The sequence below is a fragment of the Chryseobacterium sp. KMC2 genome (genome assembly GCF_016756935.1).
Taxonomy (GTDB): Bacteria; Bacteroidota; Bacteroidia; order Flavobacteriales; family Weeksellaceae; genus Chryseobacterium; species Chryseobacterium rhizosphaerae.
On the sequence record NZ_JAESIT010000006.1, the window covers coordinates 67,475 to 93,331 of the forward strand.

Here is a 25,857-nt window from a genome sequence, read left to right on the forward strand (position 1 = left end):
TCATTCCGTAGGAATCCAACCCTAGGATTAAAACTTTCTTTGTAACCACAAAAGTTACAAAAGTTTTTAACCACTTAAGTTATTAAAGTTTCCAGCTTTGCGCATATAAAGTACACTGAAATTTTAAAAAATCTTTGATTTTCTTCTTAAGTGCACTTACTTATGTGCTATTATTTTAAACTTGCTAAAGTGTTCTCATGTGTTTTAAATATTTGCAATGTTGAGATTCATATAGACTGATGTATGATAGCATTCTACGTATCATGTTTTTTGAGAAAGCGAGGTCAGGACCTCAGAAATAACCTGTATGCTTTGCTCCAACTGTTCTTCTGTAAGTGCACCATAGCTCAATCTAAAGCCATTGACATCATTTTGACTGTATTGTTTAGGATGAATGATTCTGATATTTCTTTCAAGCAATACAGCGGTTGCCAGATCCCAGTTCAACTTTTTTTTAGGAACAACCCAAAATGCCAGCCCACCTTCAGGCAATGTAAAGTCGGCAACATCCGTCATGTACTTTTTCAAAATACTAAACGTAAAATCTCTTTTACTTTTATAATGAACGGTTGCTTTTTTTATGTGTTTTTTTACAGCTCCTTCTTTGATAAGCTGAAGAACCGCCTGTTCCATGATAACATCTCCGTGAACATCAATAATCTTTCTCAGGCTGCCAATTTTTTTTAATAACTCCTGGTTTTTGGTTGCCAGATAGCCAATCCTTAATGCAGGTGCTACTACCTTACTCAGTGTTCCGATGTACACATAATGCCGGAGCTCCGGAAAGCTTGAAATAGGAAGGATAGGGCGGTATCCGAAATGAAATTCATTATCATAATCATCTTCAATGATCGTAATATTATATTGATTAGAGAGTTCTATTAACCTTAACCTTCTTGATAAACTTAAGGTAACGGTGGTGGGATACTGCCTGTGAGGGGTAATATAGATTGCTTTTATGCGGTTATGCTGAGCTAAAAGTTCTTCAATAGCTTCAATATTGATTCCTTCTTTATCTACAGAAACAGGGAGTAATGTCGCTCCGGCATATTCAAAAGCCTGCCAGGCCGGCTGATATCCGGGATCTTCTACAATCACCTGGTCACCTGAGGTTAAAAGACTCTGAGCAGTTAAAAACATGGCCATCTGACTCCCTCTGGTAATGGATATTTCATGATCATGGATCTGCATACCACGCTGATGGTTCAGCATTTTGGCAATCATATTCCGGAACTCTATATCTCCGTGTTCATCTCCATAACCCATCATCTGCCATTTGGCCTTGATACTGAATATCTGTCTGTATGCTCTGGCCAGTTCCGTTACAGGGGCAATTTTACTGTCCGGATGGCCATCATCAAAATTAATCAGTATTCCTCCTGACTTCATAGGCTGATCCTGATTGCCGATACTTTTATGTGCCCTTTTATGCTGTAAAGCAGGCAGCTGATCCGATACAAAAATTCCTTTTCTTTCTTTAGAAATAACCCATTCCTCATTGATCAGCACCTGATAAGCTTCTACCACAGTATTTCTGTTAATCTGTAGTGAAGCTGCTAAATTCCGGCTGCCGGGAAGGGCATCTCCGGGTTTTAGCCTTCCAGAACGGATATCAGTAATAATACTATCCGCAATCTGCAGATAGACTGCTTTATCAAGCTTTCTGTTAATTTCAAATTCTAATTTCCAAGGTCGTAACATCTGGACTATCTATTTATGTAAAAACTGAATCATTTAAACAGTCCAAATATAGAATAATTTTGTCATGCAATAAAGCACGAAACCATTATAATTTTAAAATCATGAACAAAAAAGAATTCAGTTCTAAAGATTTCCACGAAACTTTTGCAAGACCAAAATATGCAAAGCCAAGTCATTTAATCCATAAAAATGTAGAAAATGCAGGCGAACACAATCAGTTTTCAACTGAAAGAAAACATCCTGTTTTTTTTGTTGATCTTCCCAGTAAGAATGTAAGTATGACTATTGGAGGTTTATTACCCGGTCAACAGACCAACAGGCACCGTCATACCTACGAAACGGTGTTGTATGTCATTGAAGGTAAAGGGTGGACAGAAGTGGAAGATGAAAGAGTACATTGGGAAGCCGGAGATGCCGTTTATATTCCTTCATGGGCATGGCATAAACATCAGAATCTAAGCGATACAGAACCGGCTAAATACATTGCCTGTGAAAATGCACCCCAACTGCAGAATTTAGGGGTTGCATTAAGAGAGGAAGAGGGTAGAGACCTTTAGTTTGATCGTCGTCATTTCTAATTTTAAATAAAATAAGTATGAAAAATGTTCCGTTTAAAGGGATAATTGCCTATCCGATTACTCCTTTTGATGACCATGAAAAGGTGAATATTCCTCTTTTCAAACACTTGGTGGAAAGACTGATTACATCCGGAAGCCATGGGCTTGCTCCTTTAGGAAGTACCGGAGTAATGCCTTATTTATCTGATGAGGAAAAGGAAGCCGTTACAGAAGCTACTATAGAACAGGTAAAAGGAAGAATTCCCACCTTGGTAGGAGTATCCAATCTTACTACAGAAAAGACCATTCACCACGCCCGGTTTGCAGAGAAGGCCGGGGCAGATGCGGTAATGATTATTCCCATGAGCTACTGGAAACTTACCGATGATGAAATTGTAGCCCATTATGATGCAGTAGCCGGTAAAATTTCCATTCCGATTATGGCTTATAATAATCCGGCAACCAGTGGAGTAGATATGTCTCCGGCTCTTTTGAAAAGATTGCTTGAGATTCCCAATGTGACTATGATCAAGGAAAGTTCCGGGGATGTTCAGAGAATGCATTATTTAAGAAGAGAGCTGGGAGAGGATGTTGCTTTTTACAATGGTTCAAATCCTTTGGCATTGGCTGCTTTTTCTGCAGGTGCCAGAGGTTGGTGTACTGCCGCTCCCAATCTTATTCCTGAATTGAATATCAGTTTGTACAATGCTGTTGAAGAAGGAAATCTGGGAAAAGCCAAAGATATTTTTTATCAGCAGTTTGATCTTCTGAAATTTATTGTCAGTAAAGGCTTACCCAGAGCGGTTAAGGCTGGACTCAGTATTCTGGGAGAAGACGGTGGCAGTCTGAGAAGCCCTTTACAACCTTTAACAGAAAGTGAGTCTGAAGAGCTGAAAAAGATTCTTAGCGGGTTAAGATAACACCGGATAAGCCGGTTTCAAATAATTTGTATCACTTATACACCAATTCCCACAGATTCGATTGGTTTCACAGCTTTTTCTGCTCGGTGAAATTCATGAGATCTGTGGGGATTTATATCAGGTGCTTCTGATGTGTATTTTCAGGTCCTGACAGACCATTATATGATGGCATTTCCTTCTACACCGTCAGAGTTATCCGTTTTATGCCCTGTAATAGCTGAGCTTACAAACTTAAACAGGCTGACCAGTTTGCCGGCTTTGGTATCCCAATAATATGTTTCCTTGGGTTCTACACGAATGATGGTGACCTTTGGGTCATCTTTTCCGTCAAACCATGCCTTTGCCAGAGGAGACCATTTGTCTTCTATGGTGGCTTTGTCTTTATACACAGAAGCCTGTCCATAAACAGAAAGATACTGAGCATCACTGTTATTCATGAAAAACAGCTGTACTCTGCGGTCTTCTTTTATTTCAAAATTTTTATTGCTGGTTTCACTGCTGATAAACCATAGATTACCGCTGTCATCTGTTTCCTGTAAAGTCATTGGCCGTGAATTGACAGGAGCGGTTTCCAGTTCTGTACAGAACATACATATTTTTGCATTTTCCGACAGTTCCTTGATCTTTTTGATCGCTTCGAGATGGGTGAGATTTTGTGTTGACATTGTATTATATTTTAGTGATTGGTTGATTATTAAAAAGAAAATTATTCTATAGAGTGATCATGAATAATATGCACTAAAACATTCAAATACCCGACCAAACCGAAATAAAATGTGGTACCATAGCCTAAAAAAATATTTTTTTCAGTAAGATCCTGTTTATATTTTATTCAGGAATTCTTATATATTTTGTTATCAAATGTGTTTTGTTGACAAGACTCAATAGGTCAGTTTGAAATTATTTTTTGATTAAAAAGATCAACGCAAAGCTTATGAATAATTCCGCTTTATTTTAAGCGGGCAAAGTGATGAGATTTCGTCACTGATGAAGATGTATGCTTATCCATAGGCTTCGACGAATCAACGAAGTTGATTCTATCCTTTGCTCCTAAAAATATGGATCATGAAACTAAAGCTTTGCGTTAGAAAAACACAGCATCAGTACATGATCTTTTAATCAAAAAAATCCTTAAAGAATGTGATTTGGATAAAGATTTTTACAATCTCTGAAGTTTCAGAAATGTTGCGATTTCAGTTGAAAAAGATTTTATGTACATTTGATGGATGCAGATTTCGCCTCCCAAGCATTTGGCCCCTTTCATCAGGCATTATATCTTCTTGGAAAATTCTGAAGAGGAGCCTAAGAATGTAAGGCTATTTACTGATGGGAGCACAGGCCTTATCCTGTCGGGAAATATGAATTTGTATTCCCATATTTCGGTTGATCGGATGCCTCTTTCATTTTTTTATGGAGCTCTGCATAGCTACAGGGATTTTTATTCCAAAGGCCGGTTTTCCTTATTGGCTGTAGTATTTCAACCCTATTTTTTCAATATCCTTTTAAAGATTTCTGCTAAGGAGATTCGAAATCAGATTATTTCTGCAGAAGATGTATTACACGATCAATTGCATCCATTTCAGGAAAAGCTTTTCAATAGGACAGATCCTTTATCAGTAATCAACAGCCTTAATATTTTTTTTACTGAATTTTTGTCTGCAGAAATAGGTTCTGACTATCATTTGATAAGAGGAGTACAGCAATATATTCTTCAGAATAAAGGTTCTGTATCATCCAGGGAGCTGGAAAAATTTACAGGATACTCTGAGCGTCATCTGGAAAGGAAATTTGAGAATTATATGGGACTATCCCCTAAAAAATACAGCGGTATTACCAGGCTTCATTACTTCTTAAGTCTTATCAATAAAGGAATTGGGGATGAAAATATGACAGGTCTTTCTTATCATGCAGGATATGCAGATCAGTCTCATCTGATCAGGGACTTTAAGACAAGTACAGGGCTCACTCCAAAGGAATATTTAAAAACAGAAAATAAAATGGCTGTCAATTTTATTGAACTCTAAATCAAAATGTCGGTTTTATACAATTTTTCAGTAATGCTATGCTCTAGTTTTGCTGAAAAAAAGAAGAATGAATATCAAAATTTCTACTGCGCAATTTGAACATAAAAGTGGAGATAAGGAGTACAACCTTTCCATCATAGAAAAATTAGCCGGTCAGGCAGCTGCTCAGGGAGCACATGTCATTGTTTTCCATGAATGTTCTGTCACCGGATATACCTTTGCCCGAAAGCTTTCCCGGGAACAGCTTCTTGACATTGCTGAATTGATTCCCAATGGAGAAAGTATTCAAAAACTACAGCAGATTGCAGGTCAGTATGATATCACTATCCTGGCAGGTCTTTTTGAAAAGGATGAAGATAACAACCTTTTTAAAGCTTATGTCTGTGTTGATAAAACGGGACTAAAAGCCAAATACAGAAAACTGCATCCTTTTATCAATCCTTACCTTACACCAGGCAACGAATACTGTGTATTTGATATTTTGGGATGGAAGTGTGGTATTCTGATCTGCTACGATAATAATATTATAGAGAATGTAAGAGCAACCAAACTTCTGGGGGCCGATATTATTTTTATGCCTCATGTTACCATGTGTACACCTTCTACAAGACCGGGTGCTGGTTTTGTAGATCCCGAACTTTGGTATAACAGGGAAAATGATCCCACTTCATTACGATTAGAATTTAATGGAATGAAAGGCAGAGACTGGCTGATGAAGTGGCTTCCGGCAAGAGCCTATGATAACGGCGCTTATATTGTTTTTTCGAATCCTATTGGAATGGATGATGATCAGTTGAAAAACGGATGTTCAATGATTATAGATCCTTTTGGAGATGTCATTGCAGAATGCCGTTCATTCGAAGATAGTTTTGAATCTGCTGTTATCACTCCTGAAAAGCTTACCCAGGCTGGCGGTTTCAGATACATTAATGCCCGCAGACCTGAACTGTACAAAGATATCATAGGAATGGACCATGAATCTCAACAGAAGGTGGTCTGGCTGACAGAAAAGAATAATTAAATATTCATATCTCCCGCAAGTCAATGTGCTCTGTGGGAGATATCATTATTTTTGTTGATGTATCCTATTTTGGAGGTCACTCCAGGCACCACCATTGTAAACATGTCTGAAACCCTTTTCTTTTAAGATACTTTCTACTTTTACACTTCGGAGACCATGAGAGCATACTGTAATATATGTTTTTTCAGGATCCAGCTCAATATAGCGCTCCCTGATTGTTCCCAAAGAGATATTGACAGAACCGTCTATATGACCCATGGCATATTCTTTCTCCGTTCTGACATCAAGGATCACCGCATCTTTTTTGATCAGCTGATTAAGATCTTTGTCTAAAGTCTGATATTGGTAGACTCTATAGATTATGTATGCTGTAAGAACTATTCCGCATACTATCAGTAAATTTCTCATAGTTTACTTAAAATTTTTCTGTCGATATAAAAAGTTCCAAAAGGGATAAAGCAGGCCAGGATCACTTTACATGTCGTCTCTTTAAACTTCCAGCCCTGTTCTACACCCACACTCAATGTATTGAATAGAAAAAGCAGAAATAAAGTACCATGAACCGGCCCCAGCATTCTCACAAGAGAAGGGTTGTTCAATCCGTATTTAACGGGAACTGCAATGAAAACCAAGCTTAATAAAGAAATACCTTCAAGGATGGCCAATATTCTCAGGCGTCCTATTTTAGTTTTGAATAAATCTGTCATAATTATCTGAAATAAGGTCTGTTAACAAAAGGAGAGAAGGGCCAGGGAATGGCAATGAAAATTATAACGAATGCAGCTATAAACCATATCAACATTATTTTAAACTTGTCCCGATCTTCCGATTTTCTCTTAGCCAAAGCTGATCCGATAGTAATTAAGATAACAGCAGTGATCATCATTAGGATATGGATAAGTCCGAAGAACAATAGATCAAATGATGCTTTGGCTTCATTAAAGTTTTTCCAGAAGTATTGTACAATGGGGCTTTTAATATAAAATATCATCCCAAGAACCAATTGGATATGAGCTATGGTAGCGGTCCAGTGTCTTACAGAATTATCTGTCTTTGTAAACTGACCTGCTGAAAAGTATCCTTTACAAGCACGGTATATTGAATAAATAAGACTTAATAGGACGAGCCATCGGAAGGTTGAATGCAGGAAAGTAAGGGTCTGATACATGCCTTGTTATTTTTGAACACAGCAAAGGTATAATAAAAACATACTAGTTAGTATGTTTTTGTTTAAAAAAATTATTGAAGTGAATCAAAATAGGCTTTAAGTCCCTTTAAATAAATGAGATATACTGATTTTGAATTTTCCAGTTTTCCAAGGTTTCTTACTCCCCAGTATCCCGACATCACAAAAATTGCAATTTCTTTTGCGTTAACCGTTGGTTTAACGGTACCAGCTTCTTGGCCATTATTTATACTTACTATCATGGCATTTTCCCACTGTTCAGACAAATCATTCAGGGCTTTGGTGAAAATTATATTCCATGGGGCCATTTCCTGTGTGAAGTTTGAGGCAGGGCAGCCATATTCAACTTTTAAAAATTCATTATCCATCAATACTTCATGCATCAGTTTATAAATACTGTCCAATGGATGCTGGCTTTGCAGAAGAGGCTCTACAAAAGTTTTTGTAAAGGTAGGCTTTAGAAGTTCATTGATAATAGCAAGGCCCATTTCATCTTTCGTTTTGAAGTGGTAATAGAATGCTCCTTTTGTTACCTGGGTGGTAGCAATAATCTCATCAATACTGGTGGTCTGATATCCTTTTATATAGATAAGTTCAAAGGCTTTCTGAAGAATATTTAGGCGGGTTGCTTCTGATTTTTTCATTCAAGTACTGAGTGTATACTGCAAAGGAACAAATTTTTACTAAGAAACAAAACTATCATTATTCTGATACTTTGATAGAATTTAAATAATTTTCATAATACAATTATTCGTCGGAAATTTGCATTGTCAACATCAACAAAATTATAATGCAATGAATTATCAAAAAGAAATACAGATCAATACGGCATCAGAAACTATAAAAAGAAAGGGTCTTCCTGCAGCATTATGGGCACTGACTATAAGTGCCTTTGGAATAGGAACTACTGAATTTGTGATCGTAGGACTGCTTCCGACAGTAGCTTCAGATCTTGGTATCACGATTCCTTCTGCCGGTTTACTGGTAAGCCTTTATGCGATAGGAGTAGCTATTGGTGCTCCTATATTAACGGCATTAACCGGAAAAATCCCCCGCAAAATGCTTTTGGTTTCCATCATGCTGTTATTCGTTATCGGAAATGGATTGGCTTCTATTGCTCCAGGTTTTATAACATTGGTTCTGGCAAGAATATTAACAGGATTTGCCCATGGGGTTTATTTTTCCATTGGCTCTACTATTGCTGCCTCACTGGTGCCGGAAGAAAAAAGAGCCACCGCTATTTCTATTATGTTTGCCGGGCTTACCCTGGCGATCGTAACAGGAGTGCCATTGGGAACTTTTATCGGCCAGCATTTTGGATGGAGAGCCACGTTTATAGGGGTTTCAATTCTTGGAATTATAGGCCTTGTAGCCAGTGTATTATTGGTGCCAAAGAATTTGAAAAACGGAAAAACAGCTTCTTTAAAAAGTCAGTTTAAAGTATTAGGTAATAAACGTCTGATTTTTGCTTTTCTCATGACTGCGATGGGATATGGAGGAACATTTGTTGTGTTTACTTATCTGTCACCTATTTTACAGAAAATAACAGGATTTCAGGAGTCTACAGTAACATTTATTCTGCTGATTTATGGAATAGCCATCGCCTTAGGAAATCTTATAGGCGGAAAAATAGCCAATAAAAATCCTTTACGGGCACTTTTATGGATGTTTGCAGCCCAGGGATTGGTTTTACTGGCATTTTATTTTACAGTGGCAAGTCCGGTTTTAAGTATTATTACCTTATTCTTCCTCGGGGGCCTTTCTTTTGCGAGTGTTCCGGGACTGCAACTTTTAGTGGTGCAGATTGCGGAGAAGGAACTTCCGGGAACTGAAGATGTAGCGTCAGGGATTAATATTGCGGCATTCAACATGGGTATTGCAATCGGGTCTTATGCCGGAGGTATGATTGTGACTTCTTCGCTGGGATTGGAAAGTACTCCGTGGATTGGAGCGTTATTCCTGGTGATCACAGTATTGATTACTTTATACAGTATCCGTTTAAGTAAAAAGAATTAAAACATACCTATTTATTGAAAGGAATGAGATTTTACAAAGGCAGATTTATTCTGTCTTTGTTTATTTTGATCATCAAGTTGTAATTAAAGTTTTATATACCAGCTGATTATTGAAAACTATCTTTTAAACTTCATAAATTTCAGCATCTGTAAAAACATAAAATTTACTGTTCTTAGGAAGATTTTTGGTATCCAGTCCTGTAAATTCGCTAAAGGCAGGTAACAATAATTGGTTATTGCTAAGGGCAAAACAGGGGAGCCTGATACTCTTTACTGCAGAATTTAAAATAATTCCCGGGTGAATATGTCCTGTAATCTGAAATCCTGATACCGCTGTATCAAAATCATGAACAAAGGTAATTCCATCCATATGGAGTATTGAGGTTTTAAAATTGAGACAAAGTTTTTTTTCGAGAGATTTTGAAATACGGTCATGATTGCCTTCAACAAGGTAAAACTCTATATCAGGATACTGGTTTCTCCATGTACAGAATTCATCTACATCAGAATTATCGCCTGCATGAAGCAGATCACCCACTACCATAAACTTTTCAGGCTGGAAATATTCAATGAGGGCAGATAATCTTTCCAAATCACTCTTCATGATATGATTGGCCAGGGCGATCCCGTTTTTGCGGAAATGAGCGGTCTTTCCAATATGAAGGTCAGAAAGAATTAAGGCTTTTTCCTTTTCCCAAAATGCTGCCCGTTGATTGGTTAAGGTGAAAGACTGGTTTTGTATAAAAATATTTCTGGTTGCTATAAACACTTGTAATGAGTTGAAAGTTTAAAATATAATGCTCTTATTTTTGTAGAAAGGGATGTTAGTACATCAGGTGTCTCTTCTGCTTACATGAAAATGTTCATCAAAAATATAAGTGACAGGAATTCCTGTAGCAATTTCCCGCTCCAGAATTTCTTCCGGAGATAAATGTTCCAGATACATAATAAGTGAGCGGAGACTGTTTCCATGAGCTACAATCAATACGTTTTGCCCTTCTTTAAGCAAGGGGGCAATGGTAGCTTCAAAATAAGGAATTACCCGGTTGTAGGTGTCTTTAAGGCTTTCTCCCCCCGGGGGAACCACATCATAGGATCTGCGCCAGGCGTGTACCTGTTCATCTCCATATTTTAGGGCCGTTTCAGCTTTGTTAAGCCCTTCAAGCTCTCCGTAAGAACGTTCATTAAGTGCTTTATCTATGATCACCGGAATATTGGGTTTTCCTATTTCATCGAGGATGATGGTGAGGGTATGTTGTGCTCTGATCAGTGCAGAAGTAAAAGCGATGTCTATTTTTTCTTTTTTTAAGATAACAGCTGCTCTTTTAGCCTCTTCAATACCTGCATCAGTAATATCTATATCTTGCCAGCCCGTAAATCTGTTTTCAAGATTCCAGAGTGACTGTCCGTGACGGACCAGGAACAATTTTGCCATTATGTATACGTTATTTAATCTTCAAAGAAGATACTCTAAGGTACGATGATTATTGAACTTATCAAAGATTTTTAACTATAAAAAGCATAACAATTTCAGAAGCTTTTCGCTCAATTGAAGGCAGTGTGATGATAAAGATCCCTTTTTTATAATTTAAGCATTCTTCTGATTCTTGCATCCAATCCTTCACTGGAAAGCGTTTGTCTCAGGCTGTCTACCTTTATAGGAAAGCTGAGTGGGGTGAATGAGCGGGAATGCTTTAAAATAATTTCAGACTTTTCAATTCTTTTGAATGCTTCTACAAGCCGCTGTTCCTGAAGCTGCATATTAAAAACCTCAGTATACGCCTGCTTGATCAGAAAATGATTGGGGTCATAATCTTCCAGGACTTTAAAAATAAGGCCTGCAGAACTTTGCAATGATTTGTTGGACCGCTGTTTACCTGCATAATTTTGGATGACCATTCCTGAGATCACTGCAATATCCCGGAATTTTCGTCTTGCCATCTCTGCAGAATTAATACTTGCAATCACATCATTCATAAGATTATCTCTTGTTAAGATGGAGGCAAGATTTTCATCATTCAAAGGAATTTCCTTATCGCTGAATAGCTCAAATCCATAATCATTCATGGCCATTGAAAAGGAAATTGGGGCCAGCTTGGAAATACGGTAGGCAATTAATGCAGCCATTACTTCATGGACCAAACGTCCTTCAAACGGATACATAAATAGATGATAGCCTTCACGATTCCTGATCATCTCCACCAAAAACTCATCATCTTTGGGAATATGAGAGTGGGTTTCCTGGTTCACTAACAGCGGATGCAGGAATTTCAGTTCTTTTTCCGAAGCTTTAGGGTTTAAAGCATGAGAAAGTTTCTCTCTCAAAAAATGTCCCAGATTGGAACTGAGAGGTAATCTTCCTCCCAGATAGCTTGGCACCAGGGCTTTTCCTTTTGCTGACCTTACATATACGGTCATATCTTTTAGCATGGCTACTTCCAGCGTACGGCCTGCTAAAATAAATTTCTCTTCTTTTTTCAGTTTTGAAATAAAATATTCCTCAATCATTCCTACATAGCCACCGGAAATAAATTTCACTTTCAGCATTGCATCACTTACAATCACCCCCATATTCATACGGTGTAGCATGGCTATTTTCCGTGAAGTTACCTTGTATAAGCCGTCTTCCATAATGACGATTTTATGAAATTCTTCGTAGTTTTTTAAAACATGGCCGCCGATAGTCAGAAATTCAAGGATACTTTTCCATTCTTCATCCGTTATTTCCTGAAAAGCATAGACTTTTTTAATCCTTTCATATAATTCATCAGGATAAAAACCATCACCTACGGCCAGGGTCATCAGAAACTGAACCAGGACATCAAAACATAAAACCTGAGGTTCTCTGGGTTCTACAACCTTTTGTTTTACCGCCTCCTTTAAAGCTGAAACTTCAATCAGTTCTAAAGAATGGGTAGGTACACAATATATTTTGGAAGTTTCAAAAGGGGAGTGTCCACTTCGTCCGGCCCGTTGGAGAAACCTTGCAACACCCTTTGCCGATCCAATCTGAATGACCGTATCAACGGGTTTAAAATCTATCCCCAAATCTAAAGATGAGGTAGAGACTACAGCTTTTAATTTTCCTGAGCTTAAGTTTTCTTCAATCCAGATTCTGAGGTGGGCATCAATAGAACTGTGATGAATGGCAATTTGCCCGGCAAAGTCAGGATAAGCGTCCAGCAGCAACTGGTACCACATCTCGCTTTGGCTTCGGGTATTGGTAAAAACAATGGTTGATTTTGAATCCAGAATAATAGGGACTACTTTATCGGCCAATTTATTTCCCAGATGCCCGGCCCACGGCAATATCTCTATTTCATTCGGGAACACAGGAATAATATCTATTTTTTTGTGTTCTTTGGCGGTGATTTTCACCTTTTTTATGTCATAGGGAATAAGAACTTCCATGGCTTCATCAAGGTTTCCTATGGTAGCGGTAATTCCCCATATTTTAATTTTGGGGACATACTTTCTAAGCTGCGAAATCCCCAGTTCTACCATGACACCCCGTTTCGAGCCCAGAAGTTCATGCCATTCGTCAACAACAACGCTTTTCAAATTCCGGAAAAAACTTTCGTTATTTTTCTGTGCCAGCAGAAGATGAAGGCTTTCCGGCGTTACCACAAGAATTTCAGGCATTTTTTTTATCTGCTGCTGTCTCAGTTTTGGATCTGTATCACCGTTTCTTACTCCAACAGCCCAATCCAGCCCGATTTCATCAATGGCTTCCTGCATAGCCTTAGCAATATCCTTAGACAAGGATCGGAGAGGAGTAATCCATATCATTTGCAAGCCTTTTTTATAATTTTCCGGATGATTCAGAAAATCAGAAACCAATGCTAAAAAAACAGAAAATGTTTTCCCAAAGCCGGTAGGTGCTACCACCATTCCGCTATATCCGCTTCCAAATTTCCGCCATGTATCCGTTTGGAATTTGAAAGGTGACATATCCTTACCTGTCATCCATTGCTGAATGATGGTAAACCCATTGGTATGTTCAAAAGCTGCCAAATTACTGTATTAATTTTTTTATTTCTTCCAGATTATCAATTTCATCCACCGTTTTATCTTTCCTCCATCTTACAATTCTTGGAAACCTTAGGGCTACACCGCTTTTATGACGGTTACTGAATCCTATGCCTTCAAAAGCGATTTCAAAAACAAGTTCTGCTTTTACCGTCCGCACCGGACCAAATTTTTCAATAGCATTTTTGTTCACAAACCGGCTGACTTCCATGATTTCTTTATCGGTAAGCCCGGAATAGGCTTTTGCAATGGTTACCAGGGTATCTCCGTTTTTTACGGCAAAACTGTAGTCGGTATAGTAGGCGCTTCTTCTGCCACTGCCTTTTTGGGCATAGATTAAAACGGCATCAATGGTAAATGGGTTGATTTTCCATTTCCACCAATCTCCTTTTTTTCGTCCGGAGTGATAGGGAGAGCTCATTTGTTTCAGCATCAACCCTTCACTATTGACAGCCCTTGAATTTTCCCGGATAGCGTTTAATTCTTCCCATTTTTGAAAATCTATAGCTCTGGAAATACTAATATTTCCGGGATTTTCATTGAGTAATAATTCTTCCAGCATGGCCCTTCTTGAGGAGATAGGTTTCTCCCGCAGGTCATTATTTTCAAGCTCCAGGAGGTCATATACGAATACTTCTATAGGAATTTCTGATACCATTTTCTTAGTTAAAGTTTTCCTGTTCAATCTCTTCTGTAATTCGTTAAAATTTAAAACTTTACCATCCTTTACCGCAAGTATTTCTCCATCTAAAACAAAGTTGCCTTTCATGGCCTTTACAGTGTCGGTAATTTCCGGAAACTGTTCCGTGACAAGCTCTTCTCCTCTGGACCATATAAAGACTTCATCATTCCTGCGGATGATCTGTCCCCGTATTCCATCCCATTTATATTCCACCAGCCATTCATGAGGATCTCCCAGCTGGTGAGGTTCTTTTTCTAATGGATAGGCCAGGCAGAACGGATAAGGTTTTGAATTATCCGGGTTGATATTTTCAGCAGAAATTAATTCTTTAAAAGAGACCTCATCGGGTTTCCATTTTCCCATAAGACTGTGCATAAGTACACTGGATTCTTGTCCGGAAAATCTCGTCAGAGCATTGATTAACGTTTTATCTGAAACACCAATACGGAAACTGCCCCCAATGAGTTTATTGAAGATCAAACGTTCCGTATAGTCCAGACCATTCCATGATTTTAGAACAAATTCTTTCTTTTCCGCTTCTGTTTTATCTTTTAAATGAACAATTTCGTTCATCCATTGTGATAAAGTACGGTCAATTTTTTCCTGAGGTGGAGGAAGTATCAGTGAAATTGTTTCTCCAAGGTCTCCTACAGAAGAATAAGATTCCTGAAATAACCAAAATGGAAGGTCGGTGATTTCCAATACCCATTCTTTCATATAATTGGTGTTGATATTTCTTTTGGGCCTTTTGCCTGTAAATAAAGCAATAAACCATAGCTTATCTTCATCCGGAGAACGTTCCAGATAATCAAGGATAGCCTCAATCTTAGCATTGGTTTTATTGGTTGTTTCCAAAGCATTGATCAGATCTGCAAAATGTCTCATACTTCAGAGTTTTCTTGATTTACCTTTTCTGTTTCTTCATCATCTTCGCCAAAAAGAGTTTCTACTACATCGGCATGAATACCAATTTCATTCAGATATTTTGAGAATATTTCAGTCTGCCCATGGGTGACATGAACAATTTCGGCTTCTGTAGCTTTTACGGTCTGCAAAAGGCCCTTCCAGTCTGCATGGTCACTCATGGCAAATCCCGCATCGGCACTCCGCCATCTTCGGGCACCACGCACCTGCATCCATCCGGAACATATAGCGGTTGCCGGATCAGGAATTTTTTTTATCATATTGCTGTCCAGTAAAGCTGGAGGAACAATGACAATTTCATGTTCCATCTCTTTAGGACGTTCTTTAAAATCTGCTATGGTATAATCGGGAAGTTTGATTCCAACGGTTTCAAAAGCCTCGTTCAATTTTCCAATGGAGTAGTGGACATATATTTCTCCCAATCCTTCCACAGCTTTCATAATCCGCTGCGCTTTTCCTAAAGAATATCCGATAAACACGGATGTTTTATTATTTTCTTTATTCTTCAGCACCCAATTTTGGAGCTTCTTATTTAAATCCTGAACTTCTAACCAATTGTAAATAGGCAGTCCAAAAGTGCTTTCTGTAACAAACTCATTGCATTTCACGAGTTCAAAAGGAGTACTCAGCCCATCATACTGAACCTTATAATCCCCTGAAATGACCGTTACATACCCTTTATATTCCAGCCTGATCTGTGCAGAACCAATAATATGCCCCGCAGGATGAAGCGAAACCTGTACCCCATTCATATTAATTTTTTCTCCGTATTCCACACCCTGACATTCAATATCCGGTCCTATTCTTTGATACAGAATGGGTTTTGTAAAATGATGACAAAGGTATTTTTTCATTCCCCAGCGGGCATGGTCAGCATGTCCATGGGTAATGACTGCCATATCTACAGGCCTCCACGGATCTATATAAAATTTTCCCTTGGGACAGTAAATTCCTTTTTTAGTAAATGTGATTAATTTCAATGGTGTGATTGGTTTTGTAGAATAAGCTTCAAAAACTTAACCAATTTACAATAAACCGTTTATTTTTATACCGTCCTATGAAAATATCTTACCGTTATCCAATACATCAGATGAACTTTTCAGCAATAAAAGAATGAACTTTCCAACAATAGTAACCTTCTGAAAATCATTGAAATTTGTAGTATCATAAAAAAAGAATACAATGAGTAAAACAATTTTGATTACAGGTGCAGCAAGCGGATTTGGGAAGATTGCTGCTTTCGATTTGGCAAAGAAAGGACACAAAGTAATTGCCACAGCTCAGGTTTATCCTCAGATGAGTGATTTAATCAGAGAAGCTAAAGAAAAGGGGATTGATCTTACGGTTGATAAACTGGATGTCACCAACTCCCGTGATATTGCTTATATCCATCAAAAATACGATATTGATATTTTAATTAGCAACGCCGGAATTATGGAAGGAGGTCCTATTGCTGAACAGCCACTGGAATTAGTCCGTTCTATGTTTGATGTGAATGTCTTTGGTGGGCTGGAGCTGGCTCAGGGGTTTGTCAAGAAATTCATTGAACAAAAGAAGCCGGGGAAAATCGTATTTACTACTTCTATGGGTGGATTATGGACGGTGCCGTATGTGGCTGCATATTGTGCATCAAAACATGCAATGGAAGCCATTGCAGAGGGCTTAAAAACAGAACTGGCCCAGTTTGATATTAAAATTGCAACGTGCAATCCGGGAGTATTTGGAACAGGCTTTAATGACCGTGGGGTAGACTCTATTTTCCGTTGGTATAATCCTGAGACCAACTTTACACCTCCATCTGTCTTTGAAGGTACTGCAGAATCATTGGCCCATCAGCTAGATCCTCAATCTATGGCAGACTGTATCGTGAATGTTGCTTTGGATGATCATTCTAATTTCAGAAATGTACACCCGAAAGAAACGGAGGATTTTGTAAAACAGCTTCAGGCCGAAGCATGGACAGCAAAAAGTTAATCATATGGGAATCAGTTATGATCTGGCAGAAAAGGCTTTAAAAGCCGCTGTCGGGAAAGCAAAAGCCCTGAATATTCCTGTAAGCATTGCCGTGGTGGATGCGGGGGGGCATCTGGTCTCTTTTGCCCGGTTAGACAGTGTATATGGGGTGATTGATTTTGCAGTAAAAAAAGCAAAGACAGCCGTTATGTTTGGTGTTGACAGTGAGATTATGGGCAGTATTATTGCGGGAGCAGAGATGCATGGCTATGGAATGCTGAATTCTAATGACGGGCTGTTAACCATTGCCGGAGGAGTCGTTATTAAAAATGCTCAGGGAGAAATCATAGGAGCAATTGGTTCTTCAGGCGGAAGTCCCGAAGAGGATAAAGAAATTGCAGGTGCAGGAGCTTCCGGTATTGCTTAAATTTCAGATATTTGTATCATGGAGAACACTTCTGAAATTATATTTGACAAACTGGTTTACTCATGTGCTTTTGAAACCTACAGAGGAAATGAAGAGTTTATACCGGATCATTTTCTGGGATTTCAAATATCCGGAGAAACCCATGCTTTTCATGATCAGGGAAAGACCATTGTTAAAGAAAATACCGTGGTTCTGGTCAGAAAAAATCAATTGATCCGGACTATTAAGTATCCTTCAGAAAAAGAAAAGTATCAGTTTATATCCATCAATCTTGACATCGAAACATTGCGGCAATATGCCACAGAAAATAAAATTGTGATGGATGCTCCGTTTGCGGGTAATCAAAAGCTATTCTTTGAACCGGATGATTTTTTCAGAGGTTATTTTCAGTCTCTTATTCCTTATGTTGATAAAACAAAAGAAGTAACGCTGAGACTGGCTATTTTGAAGATCAGGGAAGCCGTAGAACTTATCTTGCAGAGCAATCCGGATTTTAAAAATCTACTGTTTGATTTTTCAGAGCCTCATAAGATCGACCTTAAAGAATTTATGAATAAAAATTTCATGTTTAATGTGTCTGTAGAGGCTTTTGCCAAACTTACAGGACGTAGCCTTTCGGGATTTAAAAGGGATTTTAATAAGACTTTCAATAAGACGCCCAAACAGTGGCTAAAGGAGAAAAGGCTGGAGGAAGCGTATTATCTAATCAGGCATAAACAAAAGAAGCCCTCGGATATCTATCTGGATCTTGGTTTTGAAAATCTGTCTCACTTTTATTATTCCTTTAAAAGAAAATACGGCATGACAACATCTGAAGTTTAGTTTGAAATAAATGATGGTGAAAATTCCATGATTAAAAAAACACATCAATATAAAAAAGGAGCGATTATTTCGCTCCTTTTTTATTTAAGGGATCATTTTTTCTGCTTTTAATTTCTCAAAAACTTCAGCGAAGGAATCTTCGGTACTTTTAAAGGCAGTAAAGCCCAGTTTTCTGCTTTTAGACATATCACACATCACCTCAAGAGGTCTTCCAAGGTCCAGGTCGGTATGCCATGCTGAAGATAATTTGTTTAAATGATTTTCTTTCAAATCATATTTTTCTGCTATTGCTTTCCATAAAGGATGATCATTTTGCAGTTCTTTTTCAAGAGGTCTTACCGAACCATTAAATCCTTCCGCTTCAATCCCAAACCGGTCGGCCAATCTTTTCCAAAGCCATTTCCATCGGAATACATCTCCATTGGTAATATTAAAAGCCTGATTTTTTGCGGTTTCAGTGGTGGAGGCCCAAATTAACTGTTTGGCCAATACTTTAGCATCGGTTACATCTGATACGCCATTCCATTGGGCTTCAGACCCAGGCCAGATAAATTTTCTGCCGGTTTCTTTACAAATACTGGCATAGACGGCTAAGGTGGTCCCTATATTCATAAGATTTCCAACAGCATAGCCTACGACAGTATGAGGTCTGTGAATACTCCAGGTGAAACCTTCTCTCTCAGAAGCCTGATATACTTCATCTTCCTGAACATAATAAAAATTGGGAAGCGAAAGTCTGGGATGTTCTTCCCGAACTGGTGTTTCCGGCAGTATTCCATCTTTTGCATAGGCTTCAAAAGGTCCGAGATAATGCTTCAGCCCTGTAACCAAAGCAACATGCTGAACAGATTTTTTAGGAGATAAAACATGTAACAGATTCCTTACCAATGCGCTGTTTACACGGATATTTTCTTCTTCGGTATCGTTACGCATCCAGGTAGTAAAATAAACGTGGGTAGGAGAGATCCCTGCCAGTGCTTCAGTGAGGTTTTCTTCGTCCAGAAGATTCGCCTTAACAGGGCGAAGTCCCGGAATAGCATTGTCTATATTTCTGGATAATCCATAAGTGATCCAGCCCTGTGCAATCAGTTCTTCAGCAAGATTACTCCCCGTAATCCCGGTAGCACCTACTACCAATGCAATATTTCCTGTATTTTCCATAATATTTATAAAAATTATTTTACAAAATTACGGCGCCTACAGACCTGCAAGCTTGACCTGGATCATGCGTTTGAATTGATCTGGATCAATTCTTATTCAAAGAAATCTTTTTACGGATCCTGCTTATCGTTTCAGGTGCCAGCCCAAGATAGGACGCAATAAGGTTGTGAGGGACTCTTTTAATCATTTCGGGATTTTTCTGGGCCAGCTGCAGGTATTTTTCTTCCGCAGTATAGCTATTGGAAACAATAAGTCTTTGATCTTTGGTTACCAGGCTGTTTTGGTATAAAATTCTGAAATAGCGATCCATGACAGGAACCTCCAACATCATCTTTTCATAGTTTTCCAGGGTAATCATCAGGACTTCGGTTTCTTCGATGGCGTCGATATTTAATACTGCCTTTTCCTGATGAACAAAACTATTGAAATCGGAGATCCACCAGCCTTCAAAAGCAAACATATTGATGTGCTCATTTCCTTTTTCATCCAAAAAATAAGATTTCAACAGCCCTTTACTCACAAAAGACAAACATTTACAGATATCTCCTTCCTGAAGCAGATACTGTTTTTTACGGAGTTTTTTTACGGTAAAGAAAGACTGAACCTGGTTTTTCTGATCTTCTGTGATATCAACCTTATTTTCGATATGGGAAAGCAGGACCTCAAACATCAAATAAATATTTTCATCAAAAATAATGCTTTCCGAAGCAAGATAAGTTCTATTTTTCAAAATCATAAAGGTTAATTCCTATTTCCTGATTTTTAACTTTTACCACTCTGGTATGTAAAGGATAAAAAATAAATTCTGCAGCTCCCTGAATGGTGGCCTCCAAAAGATGGCCAGCCAGGGCAGTGTAATCTTCTCTTCCCAGGGTAATATGGAGATGAAGGCTTATCTTTTCTTCTATTTCAGCTACATTTCCGGAAATATGGGTCACTTCCATTTGTTCTTTAAACATTTTATCCACATAGTTTTTTGTTGAAGGATTAAAGAAACGAAGGGTAGCCTCACTTACGGCTCCTATTCCGGTAACTTCCCCTGCCTGAATATTCTGATTCCGAATAAAATCCGTTAATGCTTCAACAATATTCGACCGGTTTTTAAGGCTGACAATATAAATATGATCAACTTTTCTGGCTGACCAATGGGTTCCTTTTAAGTTTTGAATATCCATGATCTTATTTTTTCAGGTAATTTATAATTCCTATGACATCATCCTGACCAAAGCCTTTATCATGAGCTGATTGATAGGTTTGAACTAAGACTTCGGATAAAGGAAAATCGGCTCCTGCATTTTTAGCAAGAAGAATATCTTTCAACATGAGATCCAGAGCAAATGCGGGGTCATATTGATTGGCAATCAACAATGGTGTTTTTACCTTAGTAGCACCGCTTCCGCTGGCACTTTCATTAATGATTTCCAGCATATCTGTCCGTTCAATTCCTAATTTTTCAGCCAGCAAAACTGTTTCGGCCAATCCCTGATAGATGGCAGATAAAAAATAGTTGATGGATAGTTTACCGGCAATTCCTTTTCCATTTTCACCCAGATGTTTTACCGATTTTCCTATTTTCAACAGATAAGGCATGGCATGCTGTACATCGTCGTTAGAACCTCCTGCCATAATGATGAGAGTTCCTTCTGCGGCGGGAACAGTACTTCCGGCTACAGGGGCATCAATAAAACATGCTTCTTTTATTTTCAAGGCAGCTGCAGTTTCTTCTGAGGCTTTAGGAGAAATAGTACTCATATCTATAAATAGTTTTCCCCTTATATCTGAATTCAGAATTTCCTCATAAACGGCTTTCACAGCCTGATCATTGGTAAGCATGGTAAATATAATACTACTGTTTTGTACCAATTCCTGAATTTGGTAACAGACCGAAGATTTTTCTTCGAAATCTTTTGTTTTTTCAGGAGATCTATTATAAACAGACAGTGGGAATCCTGCTTTTTCAAGGTTTTTCGCCATAGGATGACCCATATTTCCTAGTCCTATAAATCCGATCGTTTCTACCTGCATATTTTAATTTTTAATGATTAATGAAGTTCTCCCTCTTTATAAGGTTTGTCAGTGAGAAGTTTACATTAAAGCTGTTTAACCTTTTTTAGACACTTTAGAAAGTTTAAAGGAATACTGCACAATTAAGTTCACATAAGATGAAAATCTTTGATTTTCAACAAAACTATAGTGTACTTCTTATACACAAAGTATATACCTTAAATAGCTTAGGTGTTTAAAAATCTTTTGTCACTAAATTTAAACATACTTATTTATTAATGAGAGAGGAGATTTTATTCTTACTATTTTGAAGCAAAAAATCTACCAACCAGGCACCTTATCGATTAAGTTTTTATTATATTTTGAGTGAGAAATTTTTAAAACCGGAGAAACTTTCTGAAATTTGCAGCAAATAAAAAATCAATGAAGATTGTAGATATTGAAAGTTGGAACAGAAAGGAGCATTTTGAATTTTTTTCAGGGATGGCAAGTCCTTACCTTGGTTTTACAACGGAAGTGGATTGTACCAAAGCTTATGAAACGGCTAAAGAAAAAGGATACTCTTTCTTTGCATATTATTACCATAAGTCTATGGTTGCTGTCAATACCGTTGAAGAATTAAAACTTAGAATAGTAGATGGGGATGTCGTTCAATTTGATATCGTTCATGCAGGAAGCACTATTGGAAGGCCTGATGGAACTTTTGGTTTTTCATTTACACATTTCTCGGAAGATTTTGAAATATTCAATGCTGCTTTGCAGGAAGAAATAAAGGGAGTACATCAGTCATCAGGACTTCGGTTAAGCAACGACAGACTGGGAAAAGACCACATCAGACATACGACTATTCCATGGAACTCTTTCAGTGCCATTCTGCATCCTACAGATTTCAACACCACAGAATCGGTACCAAAGATTGCTTTTGGAAGATTTAGTATCCGTGATGGAAAAAAATACATGCCGGTTTCTATTGAGGCACATCATGGATTGGCTGACGGAATTCACCTTGCGAAATATGTAGAGGAATTTCAGAGACAGCTTGATCTGTAACAAAAAGTTTTTTAAAGTCCGATTAGACGGGTTATTTAAAGGACAGGAGAGGTTTCCTGCTGGTATTTTGTTTCCTAATAATAGATTTTCCGTTGTTCAATCTTTAGAATATTATCTTTTTCCATTTGCTTTATGGTACGTATAACGGTTTCTACGCATAATCCGGTAAGGGAAGCAAGCTGCTGGCGGGTAAGCGGTATCTGAAATGAATAGGCAGCCTTATCATCATGATAGCTTTTCAGGTAATCCAGCAGTAATTTTAATTTTGAAACAGGGTTTTGAAAGGAAAGATTATACAGCATAATATATTTATAATACATTCTTTCCGCAAGACATTGATAGACATTCAGTGAAACTTCAGGATTGTTTTTTATGAGATTTAAAAAACTTTCTCTGGATATCCTGAAGATAGAGGAGTTTTCCATGGCTAGAGCGTTCATGGGATAAGGACGGTCAACAAATAAGAGTGACTCACCAAAGCTGTGACCGTCAGAAAATATATTCTGGATAAACTCTTTGCCATCTTCAGTATAATTATTAAGCTTGATTTTTCCTTTTTCAATCTGATAATAGAACATCGGATATTCCTCTTCACGGAAAATAAGATCTCCCGCTTTATAATTTATGGTTTCAGCTCCAAAAGAAATTAATAAATCTTCAGTGATCATATGTTGTGATTTATACTTGATTAAAACGTAAACACCTTTTTTACAGGTTACCGGAATCTGGCATTAAAAAATAAAGGAACACCTATTTTATTTGATTATCTCACAATGTGGTACCATACCGCTACCACGAAACTTCATTTTTTCTTAATATAATTGAAGAGTATTGATCAGGATCATAAAAAGTGAATACAAGAATCTGCTACATTTACCTTGTGTTAAAATAAAGAGAGATAAATAATTGGAAACAGCCTGAACAAAGCTGTTATGATATTTTACTTAAAAACATAACGTGGTATGTATGTGGTACGCTGTTTTAATAGAATTTTAATCATTTTTTCTTTCTTTGCTTTGTGTAAAATGAACGAAAATTCATATTTATAAATATTTTAACAAAATCATTCAACAAGCATAAGGTAATAGGGTGATTTGTTGAATAGTATTTAAAAAAGCAAATAAAATTTTTAATACATAAAAATTATTTTAATTTCTGTGTTGAATGCTCAAAACAGGAATTGATCAATAGAAAAAGATATTGTACTGATGCATAAAGGATGTTGTATCAGACTTTAGTAGAGATGAGAACGTATTATGAAAAACAAAAAACATGAATCCCACTTAGAGGATTTGAATCAGAAGATTCTTGTAGAAGACGAAATTATGGCTCTTGCCAAAGCAAACTCACCCCGTTTGCTTAGTAAATTCAGATTAGTCTATCCTGATTTTTTCGAAAAGTTATCTGCTATACAGCCAGGCCTTAAAAATTCTGAATCTATTTTTTGTATTTATCTTAAGCTTAATATGACGACAAAAGAAATAGCCACCTGTATATTTGTCACCCCAAAAGCGATACAAAACAGGAAAAACAGAATCAGAAAAAAACTCAATATTCCTTCTGAGATTGATATTTATAAATGGTTTAATGAAATTTAAACCATTTTTCTTAGATTTAAACTTCCACAATAGCTTTGTCCAGATCATGATAAAGAAGTATTTTCCAACGGTTCTCTCTTGCTTCTTTTTCCCATTTAAGTCTTAGTTCCATGGCTTTTCTGCCATCGAAATCACTTTTATAAGCCAGGTGATATTTTAAATAGGAGGCCTGTGGTAGATCGTCAGCACCATAAAAAGCTGTCTCTTCATTCTCACGAATCCAGAAAACCTGCATAAATGGAGTATGTCCGCCAACTACTTCATAAGATATCTCATCAGTAATCTGTCCTTTATCCTCATGCATCCATACAATATGAGGCAATTGGATCAGTTTTTCCAGGGTATCGAAATCGAAAGAAGGATTTCCTTTATTTTCCATGGCAAAATCCAGTTCCCGTTTTTGAATATAAATTTCAGCATTCGGAAAGGTAGCTTCAAAACCATAGTCTGTAGCCGTTACAGCACCTTCTATATGGTCTTTATGAAGGTGGGAGAGCAGTACTTTTGTAATCTGCCCCGGTTTGATGTTTTCTCTATCCAGGATTTCAGAAACCACAGATACTTCATTCTCATTTTTCCAGCCCATACCTGTATCCAACAGGATATAGTCGTTTTCTGTGATGATGAGAAAAGGCTGTACAGACATTTTGATTCCTTTAGCCGTATCGATATTTTCGGCTGTTAAAAGACTAAAATCTTTTGTTTTGCTTGCTGAGAAATTACCTTCTTTGAGGGGAATGATTTTCATGCTGCAAATTTCTTCAATATTTCTACAACTTCAAAGGTTTTTCATCAATCGGAATCATCAACAAAAGCAATTATACTGATAGTCTACCAGTTGTTCAAGCCGTTTTCCAAAGCTTTTGTATAGTTTTCCTGATCAAACGAATAAAGGTCGGGAGATTTATGGGCTCCTCCGCGTCTTTGCTCTTCAAGCTTCCTTAAAATGCCTAAGTTTTTAATCTTCCTGTAAAAGTTTCCGCGATTAAGGGTTTTACCCAATATGGCTTCATAGAGTTTCTGCAGTTCAGGAAGTGTAAATTTTTCAGGAAGCAGATTATATCCGATGGGTTTATAGGAAATTTTTTCCCTAAGGGTTAGCAGTGCTTTGTCAATGATTTCCCGATGATCCATAGCAAGCTCAATTTCCGGAAGCTGTTTTAAATAAACCCATTCACAGGTTTCACTCATTTCGTCGGCAACCGGGTTAATCTCAGAAGAATTGTAGAGGGCATAATAACCCACTGAAATGAACCGCTGTTTCTGGAAAAGACTGTCATCAAAATCTTCAAAATACAACTCGCTTCTGTTTCTCTTCCCAAAAACTCCAAATTCTTCAAGAAAAACGTTGGTTACACCCGTCCGGGATTCCAGAATTCTGAGTACAGCTTCATCCAGGTCTTCATCCTTGTGTACATATCCTCCGGGAAGAAGCCATTGTTTTCGGTAATTCATTTTTGCCAGCAGGACCTTCAGCTCATTCTGATCAAAACCAAAAATAACAGGATCTGCTGAAAGATGAGGGAGATAAATTTCTTTTGCTTCTACAGACCGCTTTAAAATCTGCTCTTTAGAATCTATATCATTCATAAATAAGTGTGTATGACAAATGTAATATAAAAACGGGTCAATGTTTCAGAAAATACCTTATTAAAGCTTGTTTTTAAGAAAAGTCATCTATTGTATCAACAGATTAAATAGATGATGTTCTTTTATTAAAATGATTACCTTTGGGCTCTTATAAAAAGAATATATTTCTGAAGGATCTGATACGATCCGGTCA

The 25,857-nt window shown here is 37.6% G+C and carries 28 protein-coding genes; 10 read left to right on the plus strand and 18 right to left on the minus strand.

The window, feature by feature from the left end; all coding sequences use genetic code 11:
* Positions 1-261: 261 nt before the first annotated feature.
* Complete coding sequence (locus JML65_RS08690) at positions 262-1,701, minus strand: PLP-dependent aminotransferase family protein (protein WP_202270557.1); 1,440 nt, start codon at positions 1,699-1,701, stop codon at positions 262-264.
* A 101-nt stretch (positions 1,702-1,802) separates the two neighbouring features.
* Here JML65_RS08690 and JML65_RS08695 point away from each other — a divergent pair, with 101 nt between their 5' ends.
* Together JML65_RS08695 and JML65_RS08700 are read left to right on the plus strand one after the other, a co-directional pair.
* Complete coding sequence (locus JML65_RS08695; protein WP_115917919.1) at positions 1,803-2,258, plus strand: cupin domain-containing protein; 456 nt, start codon at positions 1,803-1,805, stop codon at positions 2,256-2,258.
* A gap of 38 nt (positions 2,259-2,296) precedes the next feature.
* Positions 2,297-3,178: a dihydrodipicolinate synthase family protein gene (locus JML65_RS08700; protein ID WP_202270558.1), complete on the plus strand. Its 882-nt coding sequence runs from the start codon at positions 2,297-2,299 to the stop codon at positions 3,176-3,178.
* Positions 3,179-3,336: 158 nt separating this feature from the next.
* Here the strand turns inward: JML65_RS08700 and JML65_RS08705 are convergent, their stop codons facing one another.
* Positions 3,337-3,843, minus strand: coding sequence for a pyridoxamine 5'-phosphate oxidase family protein (locus JML65_RS08705; protein ID WP_202270559.1), 507 nt, complete (start codon positions 3,841-3,843; stop codon positions 3,337-3,339).
* Between the two features lie 561 nt (positions 3,844-4,404).
* On the opposite strand from JML65_RS08705, the gene JML65_RS08710 reads away from it, so the two are divergent.
* Positions 4,405-5,202: a helix-turn-helix domain-containing protein gene (locus JML65_RS08710; protein ID WP_202270560.1), complete on the plus strand. Its 798-nt coding sequence runs from the start codon at positions 4,405-4,407 to the stop codon at positions 5,200-5,202.
* Positions 5,203-5,269: 67 nt separating this feature from the next.
* The gene (locus JML65_RS08715; RefSeq protein WP_202270561.1) at positions 5,270-6,223 is read left to right on the plus strand and encodes a nitrilase family protein; all 954 of its coding nucleotides are present in this window, start codon (positions 5,270-5,272) and stop codon (positions 6,221-6,223) included.
* Between the two features lie 45 nt (positions 6,224-6,268).
* On the opposite strand, the gene JML65_RS08720 is transcribed toward JML65_RS08715, so the two are convergent.
* The 4 genes from JML65_RS08720 to JML65_RS08735 form a co-directional block, all read right to left on the minus strand.
* Complete coding sequence (locus tag JML65_RS08720) at positions 6,269-6,631, minus strand: rhodanese-like domain-containing protein (RefSeq protein WP_047492723.1); 363 nt, start codon at positions 6,629-6,631, stop codon at positions 6,269-6,271.
* A complete protein-coding gene (locus JML65_RS08725; RefSeq protein ID WP_202270562.1) occupies positions 6,628-6,930 on the minus strand; it encodes a DUF3817 domain-containing protein in 303 nt (100 codons plus the stop codon). The genes JML65_RS08720 and JML65_RS08725 overlap by 4 nt, the downstream gene beginning before the upstream one ends.
* A gap of 2 nt (positions 6,931-6,932) precedes the next feature.
* Entirely contained in the window at positions 6,933-7,391 is a 459-nt protein-coding gene (locus JML65_RS08730) for a hypothetical protein (protein ID WP_202270563.1), read from the minus strand.
* A 71-nt stretch (positions 7,392-7,462) separates the two neighbouring features.
* Positions 7,463-8,053, minus strand: a complete 591-nt coding sequence (locus JML65_RS08735) for a TetR/AcrR family transcriptional regulator (RefSeq protein ID WP_202270564.1) — start codon at positions 8,051-8,053, stop codon at positions 7,463-7,465.
* Between the two features lie 151 nt (positions 8,054-8,204).
* Here JML65_RS08735 and JML65_RS08740 point away from each other — a divergent pair, with 151 nt between their 5' ends.
* Positions 8,205-9,425, plus strand: coding sequence for an MFS transporter (locus tag JML65_RS08740; RefSeq protein ID WP_202270565.1), 1,221 nt, complete (start codon positions 8,205-8,207; stop codon positions 9,423-9,425).
* Between the two features lie 123 nt (positions 9,426-9,548).
* On the opposite strand, the gene pdeM is transcribed toward JML65_RS08740, so the two are convergent.
* The 5 genes from pdeM to JML65_RS08765 form a co-directional block, all read right to left on the minus strand.
* The gene (pdeM, locus tag JML65_RS08745) at positions 9,549-10,193 is read right to left on the minus strand and encodes a ligase-associated DNA damage response endonuclease PdeM (RefSeq protein WP_047492734.1); all 645 of its coding nucleotides are present in this window, start codon (positions 10,191-10,193) and stop codon (positions 9,549-9,551) included.
* A gap of 63 nt (positions 10,194-10,256) precedes the next feature.
* Positions 10,257-10,859, minus strand: a complete 603-nt coding sequence (locus JML65_RS08750) for a 2,3-bisphosphoglycerate-dependent phosphoglycerate mutase (RefSeq protein WP_047492737.1) — start codon at positions 10,857-10,859, stop codon at positions 10,257-10,259.
* A gap of 146 nt (positions 10,860-11,005) precedes the next feature.
* Entirely contained in the window at positions 11,006-13,438 is a 2,433-nt protein-coding gene (locus tag JML65_RS08755; protein ID WP_262896492.1) for a ligase-associated DNA damage response DEXH box helicase, read from the minus strand.
* Between the two features lies 1 nt (position 13,439).
* Positions 13,440-15,020 carry an ATP-dependent DNA ligase gene (locus tag JML65_RS08760; RefSeq protein ID WP_202270566.1) on the minus strand — a complete coding sequence of 527 codons (1,581 nt, stop codon included), beginning with the start codon at positions 15,018-15,020 and terminating at the stop codon, positions 13,440-13,442.
* The gene (locus tag JML65_RS08765; RefSeq protein WP_202270567.1) at positions 15,017-16,039 is read right to left on the minus strand and encodes a ligase-associated DNA damage response exonuclease; all 1,023 of its coding nucleotides are present in this window, start codon (positions 16,037-16,039) and stop codon (positions 15,017-15,019) included. Before JML65_RS08765 ends, JML65_RS08760 begins: the two co-directional genes overlap by 4 nt.
* Positions 16,040-16,241: 202 nt before the next feature.
* On the opposite strand from JML65_RS08765, the gene JML65_RS08770 reads away from it, so the two are divergent.
* The 3 genes from JML65_RS08770 to JML65_RS08780 are packed head-to-tail and all read left to right on the plus strand — an operon-like array spanning position 16,242 to position 18,261.
* Positions 16,242-17,033, plus strand: coding sequence for an SDR family oxidoreductase (locus JML65_RS08770; RefSeq protein ID WP_047492747.1), 792 nt, complete (start codon positions 16,242-16,244; stop codon positions 17,031-17,033).
* A gap of 4 nt (positions 17,034-17,037) precedes the next feature.
* Positions 17,038-17,439, plus strand: a complete 402-nt coding sequence (locus tag JML65_RS08775; protein WP_047492749.1) for a GlcG/HbpS family heme-binding protein — start codon at positions 17,038-17,040, stop codon at positions 17,437-17,439.
* Positions 17,440-17,457: 18 nt separating this feature from the next.
* Positions 17,458-18,261, plus strand: coding sequence for a helix-turn-helix domain-containing protein (locus JML65_RS08780; protein ID WP_202270568.1), 804 nt, complete (start codon positions 17,458-17,460; stop codon positions 18,259-18,261).
* An 84-nt stretch (positions 18,262-18,345) separates the two neighbouring features.
* Here JML65_RS08780 and JML65_RS08785 read toward each other — a convergent pair whose 3' ends face one another.
* The 4 genes from JML65_RS08785 to JML65_RS08800 form a co-directional block, all read right to left on the minus strand.
* Complete coding sequence (locus JML65_RS08785) at positions 18,346-19,422, minus strand: SDR family oxidoreductase (RefSeq protein ID WP_202270569.1); 1,077 nt, start codon at positions 19,420-19,422, stop codon at positions 18,346-18,348.
* A gap of 85 nt (positions 19,423-19,507) precedes the next feature.
* Positions 19,508-20,152 carry a Crp/Fnr family transcriptional regulator gene (locus JML65_RS08790; protein ID WP_237390816.1) on the minus strand — a complete coding sequence of 215 codons (645 nt, stop codon included), beginning with the start codon at positions 20,150-20,152 and terminating at the stop codon, positions 19,508-19,510.
* Positions 20,142-20,597 (minus strand): PPC domain-containing DNA-binding protein, encoded by a 456-nt coding sequence (locus JML65_RS08795; protein WP_202270570.1) that lies wholly within the window; start codon positions 20,595-20,597, stop codon positions 20,142-20,144. The genes JML65_RS08790 and JML65_RS08795 overlap by 11 nt, the downstream gene beginning before the upstream one ends.
* Before the next feature lie 4 nt (positions 20,598-20,601).
* Positions 20,602-21,447 carry an NAD(P)-dependent oxidoreductase gene (locus JML65_RS08800; RefSeq protein WP_202270571.1) on the minus strand — a complete coding sequence of 282 codons (846 nt, stop codon included), beginning with the start codon at positions 21,445-21,447 and terminating at the stop codon, positions 20,602-20,604.
* A gap of 402 nt (positions 21,448-21,849) precedes the next feature.
* Between JML65_RS08800 and JML65_RS08805 the strand changes: the two genes are divergently transcribed.
* Complete coding sequence (locus JML65_RS08805) at positions 21,850-22,476, plus strand: chloramphenicol acetyltransferase (RefSeq protein WP_202270572.1); 627 nt, start codon at positions 21,850-21,852, stop codon at positions 22,474-22,476.
* A 74-nt stretch (positions 22,477-22,550) separates the two neighbouring features.
* Here the strand turns inward: JML65_RS08805 and JML65_RS08810 are convergent, their stop codons facing one another.
* On the minus strand, positions 22,551-23,144 hold the full coding sequence (locus tag JML65_RS08810) for a Crp/Fnr family transcriptional regulator (protein ID WP_202270573.1): 594 nt from the start codon (positions 23,142-23,144) through the stop codon (positions 22,551-22,553).
* A gap of 588 nt (positions 23,145-23,732) precedes the next feature.
* Here JML65_RS08810 and JML65_RS08815 point away from each other — a divergent pair.
* Positions 23,733-24,074 (plus strand): helix-turn-helix transcriptional regulator, encoded by a 342-nt coding sequence (locus JML65_RS08815; RefSeq protein ID WP_052188711.1) that lies wholly within the window; start codon positions 23,733-23,735, stop codon positions 24,072-24,074.
* Positions 24,075-24,090: 16 nt separating this feature from the next.
* Here JML65_RS08815 and JML65_RS08820 read toward each other — a convergent pair whose 3' ends face one another.
* Positions 24,091-24,822, minus strand: a complete 732-nt coding sequence (locus JML65_RS08820) for an MBL fold metallo-hydrolase (RefSeq protein ID WP_047492763.1) — start codon at positions 24,820-24,822, stop codon at positions 24,091-24,093.
* Between the two features lie 83 nt (positions 24,823-24,905).
* Complete coding sequence (locus JML65_RS08825) at positions 24,906-25,664, minus strand: NUDIX hydrolase (protein WP_047492768.1); 759 nt, start codon at positions 25,662-25,664, stop codon at positions 24,906-24,908.
* Positions 25,665-25,857 lie beyond the last annotated feature (193 nt).